At 33.3% G+C, this 22,292-nt stretch carries 17 protein-coding genes; 13 read left to right on the top strand and 4 right to left on the bottom strand.

Annotated elements, in window-relative coordinates:
• Nucleotides 1-2: 2 nt before the first annotated feature.
• From ABWH96_RS01865 to ABWH96_RS01810, 12 genes are all read left to right on the top strand, one after another.
• Nucleotides 3-767 (top strand): SDR family NAD(P)-dependent oxidoreductase, encoded by a 765-nt coding sequence (locus tag ABWH96_RS01865; protein WP_375579849.1) that lies wholly within the window; start codon nt 3-5, stop codon nt 765-767.
• Nucleotides 757-1,329, top strand: a complete 573-nt coding sequence (locus ABWH96_RS01860) for a DNA-3-methyladenine glycosylase I (protein ID WP_375579848.1) — start codon at nt 757-759, stop codon at nt 1,327-1,329. Before ABWH96_RS01865 ends, ABWH96_RS01860 begins: the two co-directional genes overlap by 11 nt.
• A gap of 60 nt (nt 1,330-1,389) precedes the next feature.
• Nucleotides 1,390-1,932 (top strand): hypothetical protein, encoded by a 543-nt coding sequence (locus ABWH96_RS01855; RefSeq protein ID WP_375579847.1) that lies wholly within the window; start codon nt 1,390-1,392, stop codon nt 1,930-1,932.
• A 150-nt stretch (nt 1,933-2,082) separates the two neighbouring features.
• Entirely contained in the window at nt 2,083-2,274 is a 192-nt protein-coding gene (gene rpsU / locus ABWH96_RS01850; RefSeq protein WP_085516059.1) for a 30S ribosomal protein S21, read from the top strand.
• A 133-nt stretch (nt 2,275-2,407) separates the two neighbouring features.
• On the top strand, nt 2,408-3,289 hold the full coding sequence (gene xerA / locus ABWH96_RS01845; RefSeq protein WP_375579846.1) for a site-specific tyrosine recombinase/integron integrase: 882 nt from the start codon (nt 2,408-2,410) through the stop codon (nt 3,287-3,289).
• 24 nt (nt 3,290-3,313) lie between these two features.
• On the top strand, nt 3,314-3,613 hold the full coding sequence (hpf, locus tag ABWH96_RS01840) for a ribosome hibernation-promoting factor, HPF/YfiA family (RefSeq protein WP_375579845.1): 300 nt from the start codon (nt 3,314-3,316) through the stop codon (nt 3,611-3,613).
• An 80-nt stretch (nt 3,614-3,693) separates the two neighbouring features.
• Nucleotides 3,694-4,863: a tetratricopeptide repeat protein gene (locus tag ABWH96_RS01835; RefSeq protein ID WP_375579844.1), complete on the top strand. Its 1,170-nt coding sequence runs from the start codon at nt 3,694-3,696 to the stop codon at nt 4,861-4,863.
• A gap of 57 nt (nt 4,864-4,920) precedes the next feature.
• Nucleotides 4,921-6,195, top strand: coding sequence for a hypothetical protein (locus tag ABWH96_RS01830; RefSeq protein ID WP_375579843.1), 1,275 nt, complete (start codon nt 4,921-4,923; stop codon nt 6,193-6,195).
• Between the two features lie 146 nt (nt 6,196-6,341).
• The gene (locus tag ABWH96_RS01825; RefSeq protein ID WP_375579842.1) at nt 6,342-11,792 is read left to right on the top strand and encodes a PAS domain S-box protein; all 5,451 of its coding nucleotides are present in this window, start codon (nt 6,342-6,344) and stop codon (nt 11,790-11,792) included.
• A 438-nt stretch (nt 11,793-12,230) separates the two neighbouring features.
• Nucleotides 12,231-12,665, top strand: coding sequence for a response regulator (locus tag ABWH96_RS01820; RefSeq protein ID WP_375579841.1), 435 nt, complete (start codon nt 12,231-12,233; stop codon nt 12,663-12,665).
• A gap of 3 nt (nt 12,666-12,668) precedes the next feature.
• Nucleotides 12,669-13,697, top strand: a complete 1,029-nt coding sequence (locus ABWH96_RS01815; protein WP_375579840.1) for a response regulator — start codon at nt 12,669-12,671, stop codon at nt 13,695-13,697.
• A complete protein-coding gene (locus ABWH96_RS01810; protein WP_375579839.1) occupies nt 13,694-14,080 on the top strand; it encodes a response regulator in 387 nt (128 codons plus the stop codon). The genes ABWH96_RS01815 and ABWH96_RS01810 overlap by 4 nt, the downstream gene beginning before the upstream one ends.
• A gap of 229 nt (nt 14,081-14,309) precedes the next feature.
• Here ABWH96_RS01810 and ABWH96_RS01805 read toward each other — a convergent pair whose 3' ends face one another.
• A complete protein-coding gene (locus tag ABWH96_RS01805; protein WP_375579838.1) occupies nt 14,310-16,658 on the bottom strand; it encodes a glycogen debranching protein in 2,349 nt (782 codons plus the stop codon).
• Between the two features lie 332 nt (nt 16,659-16,990).
• Here ABWH96_RS01805 and ABWH96_RS01800 point away from each other — a divergent pair, with 332 nt between their 5' ends.
• Nucleotides 16,991-18,433: a hypothetical protein gene (locus tag ABWH96_RS01800; RefSeq protein ID WP_375579837.1), complete on the top strand. Its 1,443-nt coding sequence runs from the start codon at nt 16,991-16,993 to the stop codon at nt 18,431-18,433.
• A gap of 77 nt (nt 18,434-18,510) precedes the next feature.
• Here ABWH96_RS01800 and ABWH96_RS01795 read toward each other — a convergent pair whose 3' ends face one another.
• The 3 genes from ABWH96_RS01795 to ABWH96_RS01785 form a co-directional block, all read right to left on the bottom strand.
• Entirely contained in the window at nt 18,511-18,918 is a 408-nt protein-coding gene (locus ABWH96_RS01795) for a response regulator (RefSeq protein WP_375579836.1), read from the bottom strand.
• Nucleotides 18,919-19,025: 107 nt separating this feature from the next.
• The gene (locus ABWH96_RS01790) at nt 19,026-20,576 is read right to left on the bottom strand and encodes an aldehyde dehydrogenase family protein (RefSeq protein WP_375579835.1); all 1,551 of its coding nucleotides are present in this window, start codon (nt 20,574-20,576) and stop codon (nt 19,026-19,028) included.
• Between the two features lie 196 nt (nt 20,577-20,772).
• Complete coding sequence (locus ABWH96_RS01785; protein WP_375579834.1) at nt 20,773-22,251, bottom strand: Do family serine endopeptidase; 1,479 nt, start codon at nt 22,249-22,251, stop codon at nt 20,773-20,775.
• Nucleotides 22,252-22,292 lie beyond the last annotated feature (41 nt).

Raw genomic sequence — 22,292 nt, 5'->3', positions numbered from 1 at the left:
GTATGAAAATTGACTGTTCAAACCAACACATTTTAGTAACTGGCGGAACCCGTGGGATTGGTGCTGCTATCACCCGAACCTTAGTAGAATGTGGTGCATACGTTGTAGCCCACTATAATCGAAATGAAGAATCTGCTCAAAAGTTAAAAAATGAATTAGGCTCAAATATTCACTTGATTAAAGCAGATTTATCAGGGGCAATGGAAGTGGCTCAATTATTTAGCGAATCATTAGAATACTTTGAGGGTAGATTAGATGGTATCGTAAATAATGCCGGAATTGCTTTATCATCCGATATTCATAAAAATGCGGTAGAATGGACAGATGATTGGTTAAAGACCATGGATGTAAATGTAAATGCAGTTGGTTTATTATGTAAAAGAAGCATAGTACAGTTTCAAAAACAGGAAAAAGGAGGTAGAATTGTAAATATATCTTCTCGTGCTGCTTTTCGAGGGGATACTGCAGACTATTTGGCTTATGCCACTTCAAAAGGTGCTGTGGTTTCCTTAACCAAATCAATTGCCAGAGCTTTCGGAAAGCAAAATATTAAAGCTTTCACAGTAGCTCCAGGTTTTGTAAGAACTGATATGGCGCAACAATTTATAGATCAATATGGAGAAGGATTTGCTTTGGATGATATTGCGCTCACCAAACTGACCGAACCAGAAGATGTTTCTCCTACTATTGCCATGCTTATGTCAGGCTTGATGGATCATGCCACTGGAACAACTATCGATATTAACGCAGCAAGTTATGTCCACTGAGAAGGAAAGATGCCCTTGGTGTCTGGGTTTTGATCAATACATCCAATATCATGATGAAGAATGGGGAGTACCTGTTCATGATGATAGAAAACACTTTGAATTCCTGATATTAGAAGGTGCCCAGGCTGGGTTAAGCTGGGCAACTGTATTAAAGAAAAGAGAGAACTACAGAAATCTTTTTGCTGAATTTGAACCTGAAAAAGTAGCTAAATTTGACCAACCTAAGATTGATGAATTATTACAAAATCCTGGAATTATAAGGAATAAATTAAAAGTAAATGGGACTGTTACCAATGCTCAAAAGTTTTTGGAAATCCAGAATGAATTTGGAAGTTTTGATCAATACATTTGGTCCTTTGTCAATCACAAACCCATCATCAATCAAATAAAATCTATGCAAGAGGCGCCTGCCACTTCTCCTGAATCAGATGCATTGAGCAAAGATTTGAAGAAAAGAGGATTTAAATTTGTGGGAAGTACCATTATGTACGCCCACATGCAAGCCTGCGGATTGGTAAACGATCATTTGACAAGTTGTTTTAGGTATAAAGAGTTGAATTAATAAATCTTACAAATTAAGTAAATATCCAAACCTGACCATCTATTTTCAGTTTTCCTTAGCATGAAGAAATTCATTTTATTTTTCTTGATAGTCAATATCGCTTGTTCCGTTAATACTTCCGAAAAAGTAGAATTGGAAAAGCTAAGATTCAATTATACTGATGATGCTTATATATTTTTCAGAAATATGAGGCAAACCAACTATGATTTGGAGGTAATGGAAGAAGGAGGTTGGCGAATTTATCGCTATGAAGATCGTGAATTAGATACCACAGATTTTTATTTCAACATTTCTCTGGTTGTAAACTGGAGAGTAAATAGAGCATACCCTATAATTGAAATGGCCAAATCGATTGAAAAAGAGGGTTTTGAAGTTAAATGGGAAGCAATTGAATCTGATGAGAGCGGTAAATTTGTTTTAGGTGGTGAAAAGCGAAGGGATGAAATGCTTTTTAGCAGCAGGCTTTACAATAAAATGATAGATGAGGTTGAGTTGTTCGTAACATACAAAAACAAAAAACAAGCCTTATTTAAAACTTCAGACCAGAAAGAAGCCTTTCGTGTAAGTATGTATGATTTTTATAGATTGACAGGCATATTATGAATTTTGGCTTACTTAGCATAGAAATTCAATCTAGTTAGGTTTTCCAAAAACATTCTTCTACCTTTGCAGTCCTCAAAACATAGGGCTAAATTATTAATAAACAATAGCTTAAAAATTTTGAGAGATTATTCACGAGAGGAGGTGTAAATTATGATCGTAGTAAACGTAAAAGAAAACGAATCGATTGATAAAGCTTTAAAACGCTTTAAAAAGAAGTTTGAGAAGACTGGTGCTTTGAAAGAAGTCCGTGCTCGTCAACACTTCGTAAAGCCTTCTGTAGCCAGAAGAAAAGAAGTTATCCGTGCCGCCTATAGGCAAAAAATGAGGGATTTAGATAGCTAATTTTATTTAGCATTTCTCAAATAAATTTATTAAGTTAGTATCCACTTGCAATAATTGCAGGTAAAAGGATACTAACTTTTTTTTGCCCCAACTTAAGTAGTTCCTTCATTAGATCTAGATAGGTTATTACTTTATGCTGAATACTTTCCTGAAATATTTAGAATTTGAAAAACGCTACAGCAAGCATACCCTTATTTCCTATCAAAATGATTTGAATCAATTCACCCTATTTTTAGAAAGTCAATATCAATTTCAAGATTTATTAAGAGCAGAACACAGGCATATTCGTGCTTGGATAGTGGCTTTGATGCAGGAAAAAATGAATCCCAAAAGCATCAATAGAAAAATCATTTCCTTAAGAGCTTTTTATAAATTTGCCATATCAAGAGAGGCTGTAACTCAAAACCCTACTCAAAAAATAAAAGCCTTAAAAACCAGCAAAGAACTTCCACAGTTCGTGCAGGAAAAGGAAATCGATAACTTATTGTCCATTATTGAATTCACCGATGACTTTGAAGGAAGCAGGGATGCACTGATCATGGAATTGCTTTATGGAACAGGCATAAGATTGTCTGAATTGATTGGTTTAAAATATTCCGATTTTAATATTCAATCCAAAACCATAAGAGTATTAGGAAAAGGAAATAAAGAAAGAATCATTCCGTTCCATACTAAAATACTAAGTCGATTGAATACTTACATCACCCACAAAAATAAACTGTTTTCTGACAACGAGAGTAGTCCCTTAATCGTTTCTAATAATGGAAACGAAGCTTATCCTATGATGGTAAATCGAATTACAAAAAAGTATCTCAATCAGGTTACAACCATAAGTAAAATAAGTCCTCATGTTCTGAGGCATACATTTGCAACACATTTATTAAATAAAGGGGCAGACCTCAATGCAGTAAAAGATTTGCTGGGACACAGCAGTTTGGCTGCCACTCAGGTCTACACCCATAATTCGCTTGACAAACTCAAAAAGGTGTTTGATCAGGCACATCCTAAAGCGTAAGTTTAACCATAAAACACAAAAATCATGAAGCTACAAATGCATTCGATCCACTTTGACGCAGACGTAAAGTTATTAGACTTTATTCAAAAGCGAATTGACAAACTAGAAACCTTTTATGATCGATTTATCGATGGGGAAGTTTTCCTAAGGTTGGATAAAGACTCTAGTAATTCAAACAAAATTGTGGAAGTGAAATTAAATATTCCGGGCAACCAGCTTTTTGCTAAAGAAAAAAGTGACTCTTTTGAAGCTGGTGTTGATGCTGCTTCCGAAGCTTTGAGGAGACAAATCAAAAAATATAAGGAAAAACAGATGGCACATTAAACATTTTCATATAATATATTTTTAATAAAGCTCGATTTCAGTCGAGCTTTTTTAATTTTGTTGTGTTCATAATATTTTAAATGATCAGAAAATTACTCTTTTTAACAATTGCTCTCACTATTTCTTTCTCCATTAAGGCACAGTACGTAATGGAGCAAGACAGTAGTATACTGCTCAATAATATGTACATCCAAATGGAAGTGAATACTTCCGTTAATGCAATATATAATGCAGAACATGATAAAGTTGAGAAAGACTTTAGGTGGTTACGATATAGATTTCCAAATCATCCACTTCCCTATTTTTTATATGGCTTAAATGAATGGTGGAAAATCCTCCCTGAACCTTCTCATTATCCTGATAATGAAAAAATGATTGCCTATTTGGACACCGCTCAGTTTTATGCTGAAGCTATAAAAGAGCGTGATGAAGAAAACTTAGAAGCCACCTTTTTTCTTGCCGCCATTCATGGTTTTAAAGGTAGATTTTATGCGGAAAATCAAAGTTGGACTAAAGCTGCTTTTGAAGCTCGAAATGCCTTGAATTATATGGAGGAAAGCAAAGGAAATAAAAATTTAAGCCCTGAATTTCTCTTTGGCGATGCCTTATATAATTACTATGTAGAATGGGTTCCAGAGCATTACCCTATATTAAAACCGGTATTAAGTTTTTTTGAAGACGGAGATAAAAAATTAGGAGTTGAACAATTAACTAAAGTAGCCCAAAATGCCTTTTATACACGAACTGAAGCTCAATACTTTTTAATGAGAATTTGGGCATTAGATGAAGGAGAATTAAGAAAAGGATTACAACTTTCAGAATACCTCCATGAAACTTATCCTCAAAACGCATATTTCCACAGATTTTACGCCCGCCTACTCTACACTGCAGGTCGTATACAAGACTCAGAACGAGAATGTTTGGAAATATTTCAAAACTTAGACAGTGCAAAAACTGGATACGGTGGTACATCTGGACGTTATGCTGGTTTTTTTCTCGGCCAAATTTATGAAAGACAAGCTAAGTTAGATGAGGCCAAAAAATATTACGAAAGGGCTATGATTTCCTCAGAAAGCGTGGGCGAAGAAGAAGCAGGATATTATCTCTACAGTATTTACCATTTGGGAATAATAGCTGAAAAGCAAGATGAACCTGAATTGGCAAAAGAATATTATAAAAAGGCAAAGAAAAAAGCGGGTAGAAAGCAAGCAATATTTAAAAGTGCAAAAGATAAGTTGAAAGATTTGTAGTTTTAGGGCGTGAAACCAATTGATTTCCTTATAGCGCCTATTACTTTTTTTGTTCTTATGTTTATTGCATACGGCTTAAGAGAAGTATCCGCGGATAAAGAAACTAAGAAATATTTTTATCCTGCTTTATTATTGAAAATGGTGGGAGCAATTGGTGTTGGTCTCGTCTATCAATTTTATTACGGAGGAGGAGATACATTTACTTATTATACCCATGGCGCTTCCCATATAGTAAGTGCTTTTTACGAAAATTTCTCAGCAGGATTAAAACTATTGACAGCAAATGGTGAATTCGATGCAGAAACCTATAAGTACTCCTCTAAAATATGGATGTATAGAGACACTACCTCCTATTTCATTGTTCGAATAGCTTCTATATTCGGAATACTTACCTATAATTCTTATGCTGGAACGGCTTTATTCTTTGCATTTTTTTCTTTCTGGGGCTTATGGATGATGTATCAATCATTCTGCAATATTTACCCAGAGTTGAAGCTTCATTTTGCAATCGCAATATTTTTTATCCCTACAGTGTTTTTCTGGGGTTCGGGTATATTGAAAGACACGGTAACTTTAGGAGCAACAGGATTCTTAGTCTATTCATTTATTCAAATCTTTTTTGAAAGAAAGAATTTACTTTGGAACGTTCTGCTCTTATTACTATCCATTTATATTATTACCTCAGTCAAGCTTTATATCTTTTTATGTTTAATGCCTGCTTTAATCTTGTGGTATTTCTTTTATAGAATAGGACGAATACGCTCTTTAGTTGCTAAAATATTAGTTGCTCCTTTTTTATTAGCTATTGGAGGGGGAGTAGCATATTATGTAGCGCTTAAAGCCGGAGAGGATAATAAAAGATATGCGCTTGATCAAATAGCTGAAACCGCTCAAGTAACAGCTTACGACATTCGTTATTGGACAGGAAAGGATGCTGGTTCTGGTTATTCTCTAGGGGAATTAGACGGTACATTTACCAGCATGATAAAATTAGCCCCACAAGCAATTAATGTATCCTTATTCCGACCCTATCTTTGGGAAGTCAACAATCCATTAATGTTGCTTTCTGCCTTGGAAGCTTTGTTTTTACTAGGCTTAACTATTCGATTGTTATATAGAAATAAGTTATTGCATATTACTCAAAGTATCCGTTCACCAATCATTCTCTTCTGCTTAATTTTTGCCATTATTTTTGCCTTTGGTGTTGGCATTTCCACTTATAATTTTGGTACACTTTCACGCTACAGAATTGTGATGATTCCTTTTTATGTAATGGCTATCTTTATATTGGATTTTCATGCTCAAATGAAGGGTTCAGAAAATATCGAATAAAATCATAAAAAAAATTAATCCATTTTTCCTCTTCTATTATCCAAAGCTCATCGATATTTTATTACATAAGCCCAATGAAATCATTATATTGTTACTATCTTAAAAGTTCAGTTTTCTTATGAACTGACTACAATAGTTTAATTCTTATGGATGCTTTAGAATTTAATAAAATAAAATTACTCCATGAACAAGTTGAAGCCTTAACCAAATCTGGAACTTGGGAATTAGATTTAAAAGAAAATAAATTATCCTGGTCTGACGGAGTTTTCCAAATGCTAGGCTATATACCTCAGGAATTTAAAGTCACTTTTGAGAAGGGCTTAGAAGTAATACACCCTGATGACAGAGAGCGGGCCACTTCCCTAATGGAAGATGTACTTCAAAATGAAACAGAATATTTTATTGAAAAAAAGCTGTTCACAAAAACTGGAAACATCATACATGTCCGCTCCAAAGCCAATATTTTTAAAGATGAAAAAGGCAATCCAATAAAGTTAATTGGGGTTTTTCAAGATATTTCTGAGTTTGTGCAATCTCAAGAAAAATTAACAGATCAGAACTCACTAACCCAAGATATAATAAGAAATCTTCCTGCCGCATTTTTCCTGTTTAATCAAAAAGGAGAGCATCTATTATGGAACAAACAATTAGAGAAAATTACAGAGTATAGTCATGATGAGATAGCATCTTTATCTCCAGTTGATATGTATCAAGGAGAGGAAAAAGAAAAAGTAAAAAAACATATAAATGAAGTTTTAGAAAAGGGCTATACAGAATTAGAAGCTTGGTTAAGTACTAAAAGTAATGGCAAAGTACCTCTATATTTTACAGCTTCAACAATTCAATATGAGGGAGAACGATGTATTTTTGGAACAGGGACTGATATTAGTCAAAGGCTATCCCTCTTGCATGAGCTAGAGTTATTGATTAATAATACTGATGAAGCCTTTATGTATATTGATCCAGAACTTAATGTGGTATCTTATAATTATCAAATGAAGACCCATTATGATCTACTATTCCAAAAAGAATTAAAAAAAGGACTCAAACTCATCCAATTAGTAAAACAAGAACAAAAGGAAGAACTAAACCAAATCATTAAGCAAGTCTGGAAAAAACAACAAGCCAAAACCATTCTGCAAATTTCATTGGATGGCGAAAAGAAATATTATGAATTAAAATTCAAGCCCATTTTATCAGCAGAAAATAGAGTTGATGGCATTTTTATAACTTCTCTTAATGTAACCGAAACACATATTGCAAATAAAGAGCTTAAAAAAAGCAGGCAAAAGCTACAACAAGTACTCGACAGTTCTCTAGATACACTTTGTTTGATAGATGAAAATGGTGTTTTCCAGATGGTCAGCCAATCATCTGAACAATTGTGGGGTTACAAAGCAGAAGAATTGGAAGGTAAAGCTTTCATGGATTACGTTATTGAAGAAGATAAAGAGTTGACTGAAAAAGTAGCTCATGAAATTAAAGAAGGCAAACAATACAGAAACTTTGAAAACCGATATCGACATAAGAATGGTAAAATAGTGCCTATTGTATGGTCGGCTCACTGGGAGGAAGAGCAAAACTTGATGAACTGTGTTGCAAGAGATGCAACAGATAAGATTGAAGCAGAAGAACAATTAAAACATAGTGAAAGAAGATTTAAATCCCTAGTACAAGAGGGTGCGGATTTAATTGCAATTTTAGATTTAGAAGGAAACTATACTTATGTTAGTCCTACTTCAACCACTATCTTAGGGATAAAGCCAGAAGAATTTATTGGCAAAAATGCCTTTGATTTCATACATCCTGAGGATAAGGATTGGACGATTAAGGAATTTCAAAAATTGCAAAATGAAAAGCATGTTCAATTGTCACCCTTTCGTTTTAAAAATAAAAAAGAAGAATGGAGATGGTTGGAATCGCACATTTCAAATTTAATGGAAGAGCCTTCAGTTCAAGGTATTGTAGCTAATTCCAGAGATATAACCGAAAGAATTAAAATTGAAAATAAATTAAAAGAGGGAAAAGAAAGACTCGAACTTGTTATGAAAGCAAGTTCTGAAAGCATTTGGGATTATGATGCTTTAAAAGATGAATTATTTTTAGGTGAGGGATATCGCAATAAATATGGTTTCAGTTCTTCCAAAAAGTTAAGCAATTTGGAAATGCATGATTCCCTAGTTCATCCTGAGGATTTTGATGCCTTCAAAACTGGAATTGAAGCAGCACTTTCCAACCCCAAAGTCAATGAGTGGAAAGAAAATTATCGCTTTAAGAAAAAGGATGGCGATTACGCTAGAGTAGAAGATAGAGCAGTCATATTAAGGGATGAAAAAGGAAAAGCTATTCGAGCAGTTGGCGCCATCAAAGACGTAAGCCATCAGTTTTTAAATGATAAATTAGATAAGATTGAAAAAGATTTGATGGAAAACAGCATAAAAGCTGAAAAACCAGTTCAGAAATTATTGCATGACTATCTCTCAGGAATTGATTCCTTATTTCACGGCATGAAATCCTCCTTAACTTCAATTGAGAAGAATAGTCTTAAGAACCTCATTTCTCCTGATTTGCCAAAAGAATATTTAGAAGAAATTGAGAACCTTCCTATTGGAAAAAATCAAGGCTCTTGCGGAACAGCTGCCTACCTAAAAAAGCAAATAGTAGTTAAGGATATCTTCAATGATGAAAGATGGAGTGACTATACTCAGTTGGCAAAAAAATATGGCTTTAGGTCTTGCTGGTCTGAACCCATATTTAACGATAAGGGAAAAGTAATTGCCACTTATGCCATTTATCATGACACAATTAAAGCCCCTGAAGATTTAGAAATAAATATACTCGAAAGAGCCTCAAGATTGATATCCGTAATCTTGCAAAATTTAGCTTACGTAAGCAGTATAAAGGAGAGTAATGAAAGGTTAACTTACATCAATAAAGCAACTAATAATGCTATTTATGACTGGGATATAAAAAATGATCAAATCTATTGGGGAAATAGCTTAACACGTGTTTTCGGTCATAAAATTAATAAAGATAATTTTGGTTTAAATGATTGGACACAATGGGTTCATTCTGATGATATTGAAGAAATATTACAAAACCTGGATATGTTTCTGGCAAATCCAAAGGAATTCAAATGGTCGCATGAATATAGATTTAAGGATGTAAATGGACAATATGCCTACGTAGAAGATGTAGGTTATTTAATTAGAGATCAAAACGGTCTTCCTTCTCGCATGATAGGTGCTTTAAGAGACCAAACCCAATATAAACAAGAACAAATTAAACAAGAACTTCAATATGAGCTATCTCAGTTTTTCAAACATGAAGATGGATTGAACAAGGTTCTTGGTAAAAGTATCAGATACTTGAGTGAATTTGGAGGCTATCAGGCAGGAGAAATTTGGATTATAAGTCATAATAAAAGAGAACTCCATCTTTCAGCTTGTTATGCTAAAAGTGGTGATAAAGAAATTTTTTATGATGATAATACTATAAATACATTCAAATTTGGAGAAGGTTTACCAGGTTCCATATTGAAAAGCCGTGAGAATGAAGTTTGGAATGAGATTGATTCAAATACTGATTTCCTTAGGTATAAGTTAGCTCAAAAAGCTAGTTTGAAATCTGCCACGGGCTACCCCCTTTTTTACCAGGAAAAGGTTATTGGTGTTTTAGTTCTTTTCTCAACTGAAAAATTAAAATACAATGACCACAATGTCATGTTTTATAATAATTTAAAACAGTATTTAGGCGCAGAAATTATACGTAAAAAACAAGAAGAAGAGCTTAACCTTTTCTTTGAAAGTGCTCCGGAAATATTAGCTATTGCATCACCTGATGGTAATTTCGTTAAAGTAAATCCAGCATTTTGTGATTTGCTGGGTTATACAGAAGAAGAGCTCACGACTAATCCTTTTTCAGAATTTGTTCACCCTGATGATTTATTAGAAACCACTAAAGAATTTGGCGATACCATAACAGGAAACCGTCATTCAAATAATTTTATTAATCGATATAAAACTAAAGGGGGTGAATATAAATGGATATCCTGGTTTTCATCAGACATTTTCGGTCAAGAGGGTTTTGTATTTTCTTATGGTAGGGATGTTACTGAAATGATAGAATTGCAGGAAACAATTGAGAATGCTAGTAAATTAGCTAAAGTTGGTGGTTGGGAGGTAAATTTTAAAAACAGAACTGTTTATTTTTCCGATATCACTAAAGAAATTCATGAATTACCAAAAGAATATGTGCCCACTATAGAATCGGCAATTAACTTTTATAGGAAAGATTACAGAGATTTTATGTGGAATACAATAGAAGATGCTAGGAAAAACGGGACACCCTTGGATCATGAATTCCCCATAATTACTGCCAAAGGAAATGAAAAGTGGATACGCGGGATTGGTAAGCCAGAATTTGAAAATGGCAAGTGTGTCCGGATTTATGGTAGTTTTCAGGATATACATGAACGAAAAATGACAGAACTACGTCTTCAAAACATTTCCAATAATATCCCAGGCGTAATATTTCAATACCACTTAAAACCTGACGGATCTGACATACTTGACTTTGTAAGCATGGGGTCTGAAGAAATTTTTGGTTTCACCCCAGAAGAATGCATGCAAGATACTGCACAAATATGGAGACACATTGAGGCTGGAGGTGATATAAAGGAAATGAAAGAAACGATATTTGAATCTGCTAAAAATTTATCCCGTTGGCATGCGGTATGGAGATACCACCATCCTGATGGAAATATTTATTGGCATGAAGGTTTCGGAAACCCTGTTAAAAAACCTAATGAAACAGTCGTTTGGGATTCAATAATTGTAGATATAACTGAGAAAAGAAAAGCTGAGGAGCAGATAAAATTAGCTAATCTGGCTTTAGAAAAACATGCTAAAGACTTGGAGATTTCCAATGCAGAACTAGAACAATTTGCTTATGTTGCTTCCCATGATTTACAAGAGCCGCTTAGAATGGTCTCTGGCTTTTTAACTCAATTAGAGAAAAAGTACGGTGATCAATTGGATGAAAAAGCTAATCAGTATATCGACTTTGCAGTGGATGGTGCAAAACGTATGCGCCAAATAATTCTGGATTTATTGGATTACTCCAAAATAGGCAAGAAAGAAGAGGAAATCACAGAAGTAGATTTAAATGAAGTAATATATGAAGTTTGCTTATTGCAGCGTAAAAAAATTGAAGAGCTAAATGCAAATGTAGAATTTAAAGATTTGCCTAAAATTTATGGTCACCCCTCTCCATTAGTTCAAATTTTTAGTAATCTTATATCAAATTCACTGAAGTATAGTCATCCTAAAGTCCCACCAAAAATTATCATCCGAGCTACAGAGTTGAAAAATGAATGGAAGTTCTCCGTTAAAGACAACGGTATTGGTATTGAAAAAGAATATTACGATAAAATTTTTAATATATTTCAGCGGCTTCACAATAAAAATGAATACTCAGGTACTGGAATGGGTCTAGCAATCGTTAAGAAGATAATCGAACATTTGAACGGGCGCATTTGGTTGAATTCAGATGCAGATAATGGAAGTACCTTTTATTTTACTTTACCGAAGTCATAATTCCCTCAAGAGAAATGTAATTTTAGAATACATTGTCAATAAAACTAAAGTATACATTTTGCTATTTACTTCTTTAAGTTCGAAATATTTTTTGTAATTTTCTTATAGCAATTATGATTTTTATAGATTTTATCAAAAAATCATGATAAAAGTCATTGAATTTAAGCTACTTGAGCTTTTCATCAATTACTTGAATAAATAATTTAATCAAGGATTTACTACTTATTAATTAATGTTTTATACAGTTTAAAAGTGTGAAAATCTGAATGTAACATCAATGAATAGAGTGATAATTTAAACTTTGTTATTTTTTTTAGCTTTAAACATTAAAAAAATAAGTTTATATAGTTTCACAATAACTATGAACAAAAGTATTTCCACCATGTAAAATAAATGCTTAAGCCTTGACTATTACATTTGACCATAAAAAATTAATACATGAAATCTATCCATATACTTTTAGTAGAAGATAACGAAGGGGACATCATTTTGACCCAAGAGGCTTTCGAGGAAAGTAAATTTATCAACACTATGGATGTTGCCAAAAATGGTAAAGAAGCATTGAATATCCTTTTACAAAAAGAAGGATATGAAAATAGAAAAGAACCAGATTTGGTTTTATTAGATATTAATTTGCCAATTAAAAGTGGTCATGAAGTGCTGCAGGAAATTAAATCAATTGAGTCGAAAAGGCACATTCCTATCATTATGCTTACTACCTCTTCTTCTCAAAATGATATTGATTTAGCCTATCTGCATCATGCAAATTGTTATGTGACCAAACCAGTGGAAATAAAAGGATTTATGGAAGCTATTTCAAGTATAGAAGACTTTTGGTTTAACATTGTCAGCTTACCTAATCGAAGGAAATAATGTATGCAAGGGACGGAAAGCAGATATAATGTTCTAATAGTTGAAGATAATCTAGGTGATTTTGTCCTATTTGAGGACTATCTAGAGGAAACCAATTTAGTTCAAAAACTCTTCCGGGCAGAAGATTTCCATTCTGCAAAACAAATCTTAAATGAAAATAATCGTGAAATTGATATCATATTTCTTGATTTAAGTTTACCTGACAAAAAAGGAGAATCTTTAATTAAGGAGATACAATTATTTTCCCAAAATCAGCCTATCATTATTCTAACAGGTTATTCTGATGCTGATTTTGCAGTAAAATCTTTAGCGTTAGGAGCTTCGGACTATCTATTGAAAGATGTTTTAAATAGCACAGTATTGCATAAAAGTATAATTTACAATATTGAACGAAATAAAATATTAGTAAACCTTAGAAAATCAGAACAACGTTATTCAGATCTTTTTCATTTTAGCCCGCTTCCAATGTGGGTTTTCGACCGAGAAACACTCAAATTTTTAGATGTAAACGATGCTGCGATAGAGCATTATGGCTATTCTTATGAAGAGTTTCTTCAAATGGACATCACGCAGATACGTCCAAAAGAAGAAAAAGAAATGGAATCTTTGAATAAATCCTTAAACATCGTTAAAAAGCCACATCATAATTTATTTCATGGTGAATTTTGTCACATAAAGAAAAATGGTCAAAAAATAACGGTAGAAATACGCTCAAATGGTTTTAATTACAAAGGAAGACCTGCTGAAATTATATTAGTAAATGATGTTACGGATAGAAATCGCCATATTGAGGCAATTGAAATTCAAAATGAAAAACTAAAAGATATTGCCTGGACGCAATCTCATGTGGTAAGGGCACCTTTAGCTAGATTAATTGGATTAGTTAACCTATTAGGCGAGGGTAAAATAGAGGAAGAGAAAAAGCAAGAATTTTATAAGCATATTGAGAATTCTGCTATGGAACTAGATGATATCATAAAGAGTGTAGTAGAAAAGTCGCAACAAATTGAAATAAATAAAGAAAAAGAATGAAAATCAAAACCTTAATTGTAGATGATGATGAAATTTCCATCATGCTGACAAATATCTTATTAAAAGATTCTTCAGTTTTTAAAGAAATAGGGACTTATATGGATGGGACATATGCACTAGAACACTTAAAAGAAGAATATTCCAAAGATGCCCACTATATTATTTTCCTAGATATTAATATGCCTTTAATGAATGGATGGGAGTTTTTGGACGAAATTAAAAACTTTACTTCCCAAAAAAACACTTCTGTATTTATGCTTAGCTCATCAACGGATAAACTTGATATTGAAAAAGCCGATGCTATTAACTTAGTTAAAGGATTTTTTAGTAAGCCTTTGAAAGAAGAAAATATAAATAAAATTCATGAGCTCATATCTGAATAAATTATCAGCAGAAACCCAGAATTTTAAATTTTATTTTAACTTCTCACCTTTTGATGTATTAACTTTTTTTGTTGTTTTTTCGAGTTTATAAACCCTGTAATAAAGGGGAGTAAAATGGCTGAGGTGATTACTATTGTCTGTATAATAAGTTCTTTGTTCATCTTGTATATGTTTTAATAAATATAACGCCTGATAAGACGAAAAGTTGGTGATATATGTTTATAAAAAATTAAAATTCCACTTTTAAATTATGTAATCTGTCATAAAGCTCTACTTTCCCTCCTTTAATCCTATTTCCATCATAAATGATGTTTTTTGCATCAGAAAAATCAAAAATTATTTTCCAATTATGTAATTGCGAAATACGGAATTCAAGAATATTATTTACTCTTTTAATAGATATATCCAGCTTATTATTACCAATTTTTATATTTTCAAGACTAACATTTGTCCATTCTGTTGGTAAGTTAGGTTTAATTAAAATTTCATTTTTCCATGCCTTGGGTTGAATTCCAAAAAATTCTTCCACTACAGGGACAGCAACTGCATAAATATTCCAGGCCTGAGTCATCATTCCAAAATCAGGACTTACTTCATACATTGAACCAGGTAAAGCATAACTAAAAGAATTTTGCAACATTTTTAAATATTCTAAAGCTCTGTCTGCATTTCCATATTTGGCTTCAGCTATGGCTTGTACACCCGTGGGCAAGGTCATTACAGCCCCTACATAACTAAAAGATTTCCACTTGGAAGCTTCTTCTTGTTGTTCATCCCGATCTATACCCGTAACAAACATTCCAAAGCGATTGCTATAGTTTTCAGCAGTTTTTAGTGCCTTTTCAGCTTTCTCTTTATCAGCAGCACCTACTTCCATTGGAGTATTTACAATCCAATTATGGTGCACTACAAAAGGGGCAGTACCTTCAATTTCCTGAGCTTTTAAAGTGTCTAATGTATTTTTTAATTCAGTAACAGACCATGGTTTATCAATCGTATCTGCACGAATAATAGCATCTTCTGTTAGTTTTAAAGCTTGTGCTTTCGTTGACCTAAAATCAGCATAAGAATTGAATTTATCCACCCACCAATCGGCATTAATTTTTATTTTCAGCTTATTTGCTTTTACAAGATATTCATCAACTAAGACCATGTCCCTCTGAACCTTCGCGAAATTTGCGGCTGCCAGATACATTTCATACTGATAGGCTACCACATCTATCATTTCACTATCTAATCCATGAATTTCCATCATGCCAGCGCCATCAGGATAATCATTTCCATCTTTATCTTTTGATTCAATCCAATCCACAGCATTATTTACTAAGCTGTAATAATCTAGCAACTTTTCATCTCCAGTCCATGCATAAGCTTTCCAAAGCATACTGATAAATTTAGGGGTAGTGTTGAGGTTTCCAGGGTTAAAAATCACTCCATTGGTAGAAGCTTCGTGCATAATTTTACCAGTCGCTCCATTAGCTTTCTCAGAAAGCTTAGCTATCAAATCAATAGTTTGCAATGCTTGTTCGTGCATACCTGATGCCAGTAATCCTTGTACAGCATAACCATTATCTGTCCCAAACCACCATGGATAATCTGGACTACCCGCTGTTAACCCAGTTCCTATTCCGTCTACTTCCTGCATCAACCATTGTGAATTATATTTTAACCAACGATACATTTGGTTGAAGCCTTGATCTCTGGTAACCAAATTATTATTCTCCTGAATTGTGTGATATGTTTTAATTTTAGCTTTTAATAACTCCTCAGCATTTTTTGATAAGTATTGATGAGTATTAATAGCAGATTTTTCACTTTTATCTGAACCGCTCACTACTAAATAAATGGTTTTTACCTCATTAGCTTTTAGCTCTATAGTTTTATTTAAAGCTTGATCAAAACCTTGACCTTTTCTTTTTAATTTGCATGAGTTTTCAGAATCGGAAGGCTCAAACCCTTTCCCTCCAAAAGCAGTAAACCAATTGTTTTTATTGTCTTTAGCTACGAAAATTTCATGTCTTTTCTCCCAATTTCCCTCATCCTGACCATCTTCAATTTCTAAAGAATCTGACAACCAAACTGGCCTTAAATCAATAGATGCATTAAAAGTAAATTGAAATTTATTCTCTACTTGTTTAGTATTTTCAATTTGGTAAGCTATTATTAATCCATTTTCATTTTCAGGCACAAAGTGAAATTGGGAAACATTTATTCCCATATTTTTTAAATCAAACACTTGTTCACTTCCTACTGGATAATTAAAAAATCTTTTAGCATCGGTAAGGCATTCTTGACCATTATTATTTTTAATCTCCGCATGGTATCCATCCAGTAATTTAATTGGATGAAGCCAAACTCCCCCCATTTCTCCTTCCACATGCCAGCCTAAATCAGGGAATCTTCCGTTTTGATGACCTACTACATAAAGTTTTTTTCCAGCACTTAAAAATGGACTATCCAAATACGATGCTTTCCCTTCAATTTTCTCAAGCTTATTTACTTGAGTAAAAAAATCTAATGGATTATCATTTTGGCAACTCAACAATAGTAATGTAAGGAATAGAAAAATGTATTTCATAATATTTTAAAGAATTTAAATTCTTGTTAATTTAAATGTAGTCGATTATATGGTCAAATCTTTGTAAATAATGGATTTAAAGTGGATTTAAATGAAATAATCGGCCTTAGATGTAAGGTTTTTTGATAAATGTTGAACTTTTTTATGTGATTTTGATCTAAATAATTAACTTTCCTTTGAAATGACATGAAACCAACATTAAAATTCATCTTCGAATATTTCATTTCCGAAGATGAATTTTCAATTAAGGGTTCCAAATCGGTAAACATCGGACAAGTTGTAAAAATTTTAATACATTTACATACACATGAAAATGGTGAATAAATAAGATTATGGCAAAACTCAAGAATATTATCATGCAGCTTACAGATGCTGATTATCTGGCTATTCATGAAAGTTTATCAACAGGTGGAGCAGAGAAATCTGCATATTTACTTAAATCTATGCGTGAAAGTTCTTCCAGTGACCATGCCATTATGGAGGAGCTTGAAGTAAACACTAATGCTTATTATACTTTAAGATCAAGGCTAAATCAAAAAATAGAAGAATACCTCTTACAACAAATGGAAAATCCAAGGACGGATATTCTAAAGAAAGTAGCGAATATAAATGAGATAATCTTCACTAAGAAAAAAGCTATCGCAATTGCCACTTTGAAAAAATTGGAAAAGGAGTTGATAGATTATGACCTTTCCAATGAATTAACGATAGTTTATAAAGCACTCAAAAAGTTACACCAAAATACTGAGGAGTATTTTGGATACAGTCAATTATATAACCGTCATGTCGCTTATATGCTGGCGGTTGATAAGGCAGAGGATTTATTAAGTAATTACTTTATAAAATTTGGAAATTATTCATTAACCGGTGATGAAACCAACAAATTAGAATTGGTTTTATTGAATAAAGAAATGCTCAATACTTGCAAAATTTATGATTCTCACCGTTTATTTATTTATAAAAACTGTTTGAATATCTTCCATAGATTATTTGTGGAAGAGGATGAAACTAGTGTTGATTTAGATCCAATTGAAGATTTATTAGCAAAAGCAGATGGTATTTTCGAATTATATAGTCTTGATTCTATTTATTTTCACCTGAAGCTAGTGTACGAATTCTTAAAATTAGAATATTATAATCATTATAGGTTATATAGAAAAGCAGAGAATTACTTCGAAGAAGTAAATGAATCTTGTGCCAGCTTTCTTTCTAATTTCAATTTATTCACCTATCCAGCTCAATTTTTGATCACCAAAATTCAACGAGCAAAAAGGATACCTGAAAAGACCATGCTATCGGAAGAAAATGTTGCTTTATTTCAGGATTTTGAACCAGACAGAGATGACATCCCTCAATATATTACCTATGCAACTTACCGTTCTTTAAGTTGTCATTTCGATAAAAAATATGAGGAGTCAGCCAAATGGTTAAATAATCTATTAAATGATGTGAGTCTGAAAAAATATCAGAATGCTCAATTAGAGATCAAAACACTATTAGCGTTAGAATATTGCTTAATGAAGGATTATGAATTATTTAATCAGCTTATCAACAGTATTCAGAGGCAAATCCGAATTATCGGCAAAGAAAACTGCATGAATATTCAGGTGCTGAATAAAATCATGAAAATATCCTTAAGCGAATCGAAGAGAAATAAGGAGGAAAAAATTAGTGAGCTTGTACAGAAATTTAAAACCATTGAACCTGTTCAGCATTTTGCTCCTACATTACTTTTAGAGTTTAATGATGATTTAATCAAAAAACTAGTGCTCTGAGAAAGCAAAGTATAACAATTAAAAAGGCCATTTGATTAATTTTCAAATGGCCTTTTTACTTTTATTAAGAGAATTATTTAAATAGACAATTCAGTTAAGCTCTCTTGAGAAAGTGGCTTATTCAAATATTTTTTGACAGCATCATATTTTTTGGATTTGCTAACATCTTGTGGATTGATGGAAGAAGTTAGCATTACAATTTTACATTTCTCTTTTGTGCTGTCTTTCAACTTATTGAATTCCTCTAAGAACTGGAATCCATCCATCAAAGGCATGTCAATATCTAAAAAAATTATATCGGGTAAAACGCTAGAAACGATATCATCTGCTAATTGCTCAATATTCTTTAAAAACTCTATTGCGCTTTTTGCACCTGTATGTGTATAAATATACTTTGACAAGCCTGCAGCTTCAACCATTTTTTGGTTTATCAGATTATCGATTTCGTTATCATCGATTAACATGACTGAATGATACTTACTCATATTGAACAATTTTTAATTTGGGAACAAGTTAATAAAATCAATATTGTTTAAAAACAATTCAATATAGAAAATGCACACGAATAATCGTGTGCATTTCATCGAAAAAATTAAATATCGAACTTTATTCCTTGTGCAAGTGGTAAGGAATTACCATAATTCAATGTATTCGTTTGCCTTCTCATATAGGCTTTCCAAGCATCAGAGCCCGATTCTCTTCCTCCACCAGTTTCTTTTTCTCCTCCGAAAGCTCCACCAATTTCTGCACCAGAAGTTCCAATATTTACATTGGCAATTCCACAATCAGAACCTTTTGAAGAAAGATAACGGTGAGCTTCTTGCATATTATTAGTCATAATAGCGGAAGATAAACCTTGTTTTACTCCGTTTTGTAATGCAATAGCATTTTCAACATCTCCACTATACTTCATTACATATAAAATAGGAGCAAATGTTTCTTCTTGAACTATTTCAAAATGATTTTCAGCTTCTATAATGGCTGGTTTAACATAGCAACCACTTTCATATCCTTCACCTTCTAATACGCCACCTTCAACTAATACTTTCCCACCTTCAGCTTTTGCTTTTTCAATGGCTTTTAAATAGTTGCTTACTGAATCCTTATCGATTACTGGCCCAACGTGATTTTTCTCATCCAATGGATTGCCAATACTCAATTGTGCATAAGCATTCTTCATCTTATCGATCAATTCATCATAAATATCTTCATGAATGATTAATCTACGAGTGGAAGTACAACGCTGTCCAGCAGTTCCTACAGCCCCAAAAACAGCACCTATTAAGGTCATTTTTAAATCTGCTTCTTTAGAAATGATCATGGCATTGTTTCCGCCTAACTCTAGGATTGACTTTCCTAATCTAGAGGCAACTTCTTGGCCAACAATTTTACCCATTCTAATAGAGCCAGTAGCAGAAACCAATGGAATTCGAGAATCCTTGGTCATCATTTCCCCTACTTTATAGTCTCCATTCACTAAACAAGAAATACCTTCAGGCATATCATTTTCCTTCAATACCTCTGCTATAATATTCTGACAAGCCACACCAGTTAATGGTGCTTTTTCAGATGGTTTCCACACTGTAACGTTTCCACAAACCCAGGCTAATGCAGTATTCCAACTCCAAACGGCAACAGGGAAATTAAATGCAGAAATGATAGCGGTAATTCCTAATGGATGCCATTGCTCTTGCATAGAATGATCCGGACGCTCTGACTTAATGGTTAAACCATATAATTGTCTAGATAGGCCTACTCCAAAATCACAGATATCGATCATTTCCTGTACTTCTCCCCATCCTTCTTGTAAAGATTTTCCCATTTCATAGGAAACTAATCGTCCTAATGGGTCTTTTAATTCTCTTAATCTGTTTCCAAACTGACGAACAATTTCACCTCTAGCTGGAGCAGGCATATTACTCCAAGTTTTAAAGGCTTCTTCTGCAGTTTGAATAGTTTTTTCATAATCCTCAGCAGTAGTTACCCCTACTGAGGCAATTTCTTGACCGTCAACGGGTGAAACAGAACTGATTTTTCCGCTTCCTTCCATCCAGTTACTACCAGTTGAAGTACCACCATTGTGGTCTTTTACTCCTAATTTTTTTAAGGCCTCTGCTAAGCCGTAAGTTTTCTTAATATCCATAGTATTCAATAATTACAAAAAAATAAGTGTTAATAGGTCTTAAAATAGTTTAAAGTATGTTTTTAGCTGAAAATCGATTATTTCAGCGGTCAACTTGCAATTTTAATGGCACAAAATTGGCTTTTTTTAAAGGATAACAAAAGAAAAAGGCACCCGTATTTGAGTGCCTTTGAAAATTATTTACGAAAGTTAGGGCTTATTGCCAACCCATTCCATAGTACTCTTTTGTTCCATCAGGATATACACCCTCGATTAAAACACCCCCTTTTGTTCCTTGTAATGTAGAAATTAATTGCTCAGTATTTCTGATTGCTACTTTGTCAACGGCAGTGATAATAAAGCCTTCTTTGATTCCAATATCCTTCCACTTACCATCTTCTATTTCCACAACTTTTGATCCGCCACTTAAATTCAACTCTTTCATTTCTTCCTCACTTACATCTTCAAAAGTGGCTCCACCTAACATTTGAGAAGTATTAGCAGCAACCACATCCATGCTTTTGGCCAAGCTTTTCAATTCTACGGAAACGGTTTTCTCTTTTCCATCCCTTAAAAAAGTGACCTCAACATTTTCTCCAGGGTTAAATCTTGCAATTTGCTCTTGCAATTCGGCAACATTCGTAATATTCTTATCACTAATTTTTATAATGATATCTTTCTCTTTAATTCCTGCTTCTTCGGCAGCACTTTTAGGAGTTGTTCCAGCTACATATACTCCAGAGTTTACTGAAAAATCTTGTCCCTCTAACCTTGGGTCATTAATATCTACTATTTGAACTCCAAGCACTGCTCTTTGTACCGCACCATACTCTTTTAAATCATTTACTACTTTTTTTACCAAAATAGAAGGTACTGCAAAAGAATAACCAGCATAACTTCCAGTTGGAGTTGCAATGGCCGTATTTACACCAATCAATTTTCCTGATAGATTCACTAGTGCTCCGCCACTGTTTCCAGGGTTTACAGCTGCATCCGTCTGAATAAAGGATTCAATTCCATATTGATTTTGTCTGTTGAGGATATTAATGTTTCTAGCTTTTGCACTTACTATTCCAGCCGTAACCGTAGAAGTTAAATTAAATGGATTCCCAACAGCTAAAACCCATTCTCCTATTTTCGCATTGTCGGAATTGCCAAACTCTACAAAGTTTAACTCCTTTTCATCTATTTTTAACAGAGCAATATCTGTATTAGGGTCAGTTCCAATTACCTTTGCTTTATAACTTCTGTTGTCATGAAGAATAACTTCTAATTCCGAAGCCTTATCTACCACATGATTATTGGTTACTATATAACCATCAGGTGAAATTATAACACCAGAACCAGATGATTGTCCTTTTCTAGGTTGCGGGCTTCTATCTCCATGAAATTCTTTAAAAAATTCTTCAAATGGGGACCTTCCCTGAGGCATGTCTCTTTCTACTTCCGCCTTAATATGCACCACTCCCTTTGTAACTTGCTCTGCAGCATAAATGAAATTTATGCCTTCAGGTACATTATATTCTGTTTCATCTAGAAAGCTTGAAAAGCGAGTATTTTCTGATTGAATCTCCTCAAAACTTTGGTTACTATTGGCTGACGAGTTTGGATTTAAATAAATATAACCCCCAACTGAAATTAATGCGCTTAATATGGAGGCAAAAATAATACCTATAAAAAATTGTCTCTTTTCCATTTCTATAATATTTAAATTTGATATACAAACGCAGAATTAAC

Origin of the sequence: Marivirga tractuosa (assembly GCF_042140215.1) — a bacterium.
In the GTDB taxonomy this organism is placed as follows: Bacteria; Bacteroidota; Bacteroidia; order Cytophagales; family Cyclobacteriaceae; genus Marivirga; species Marivirga tractuosa_A.
Note: the sequence above shows the minus strand (reverse complement) of the source record. Positions and strands in the feature narration are given on the sequence as shown.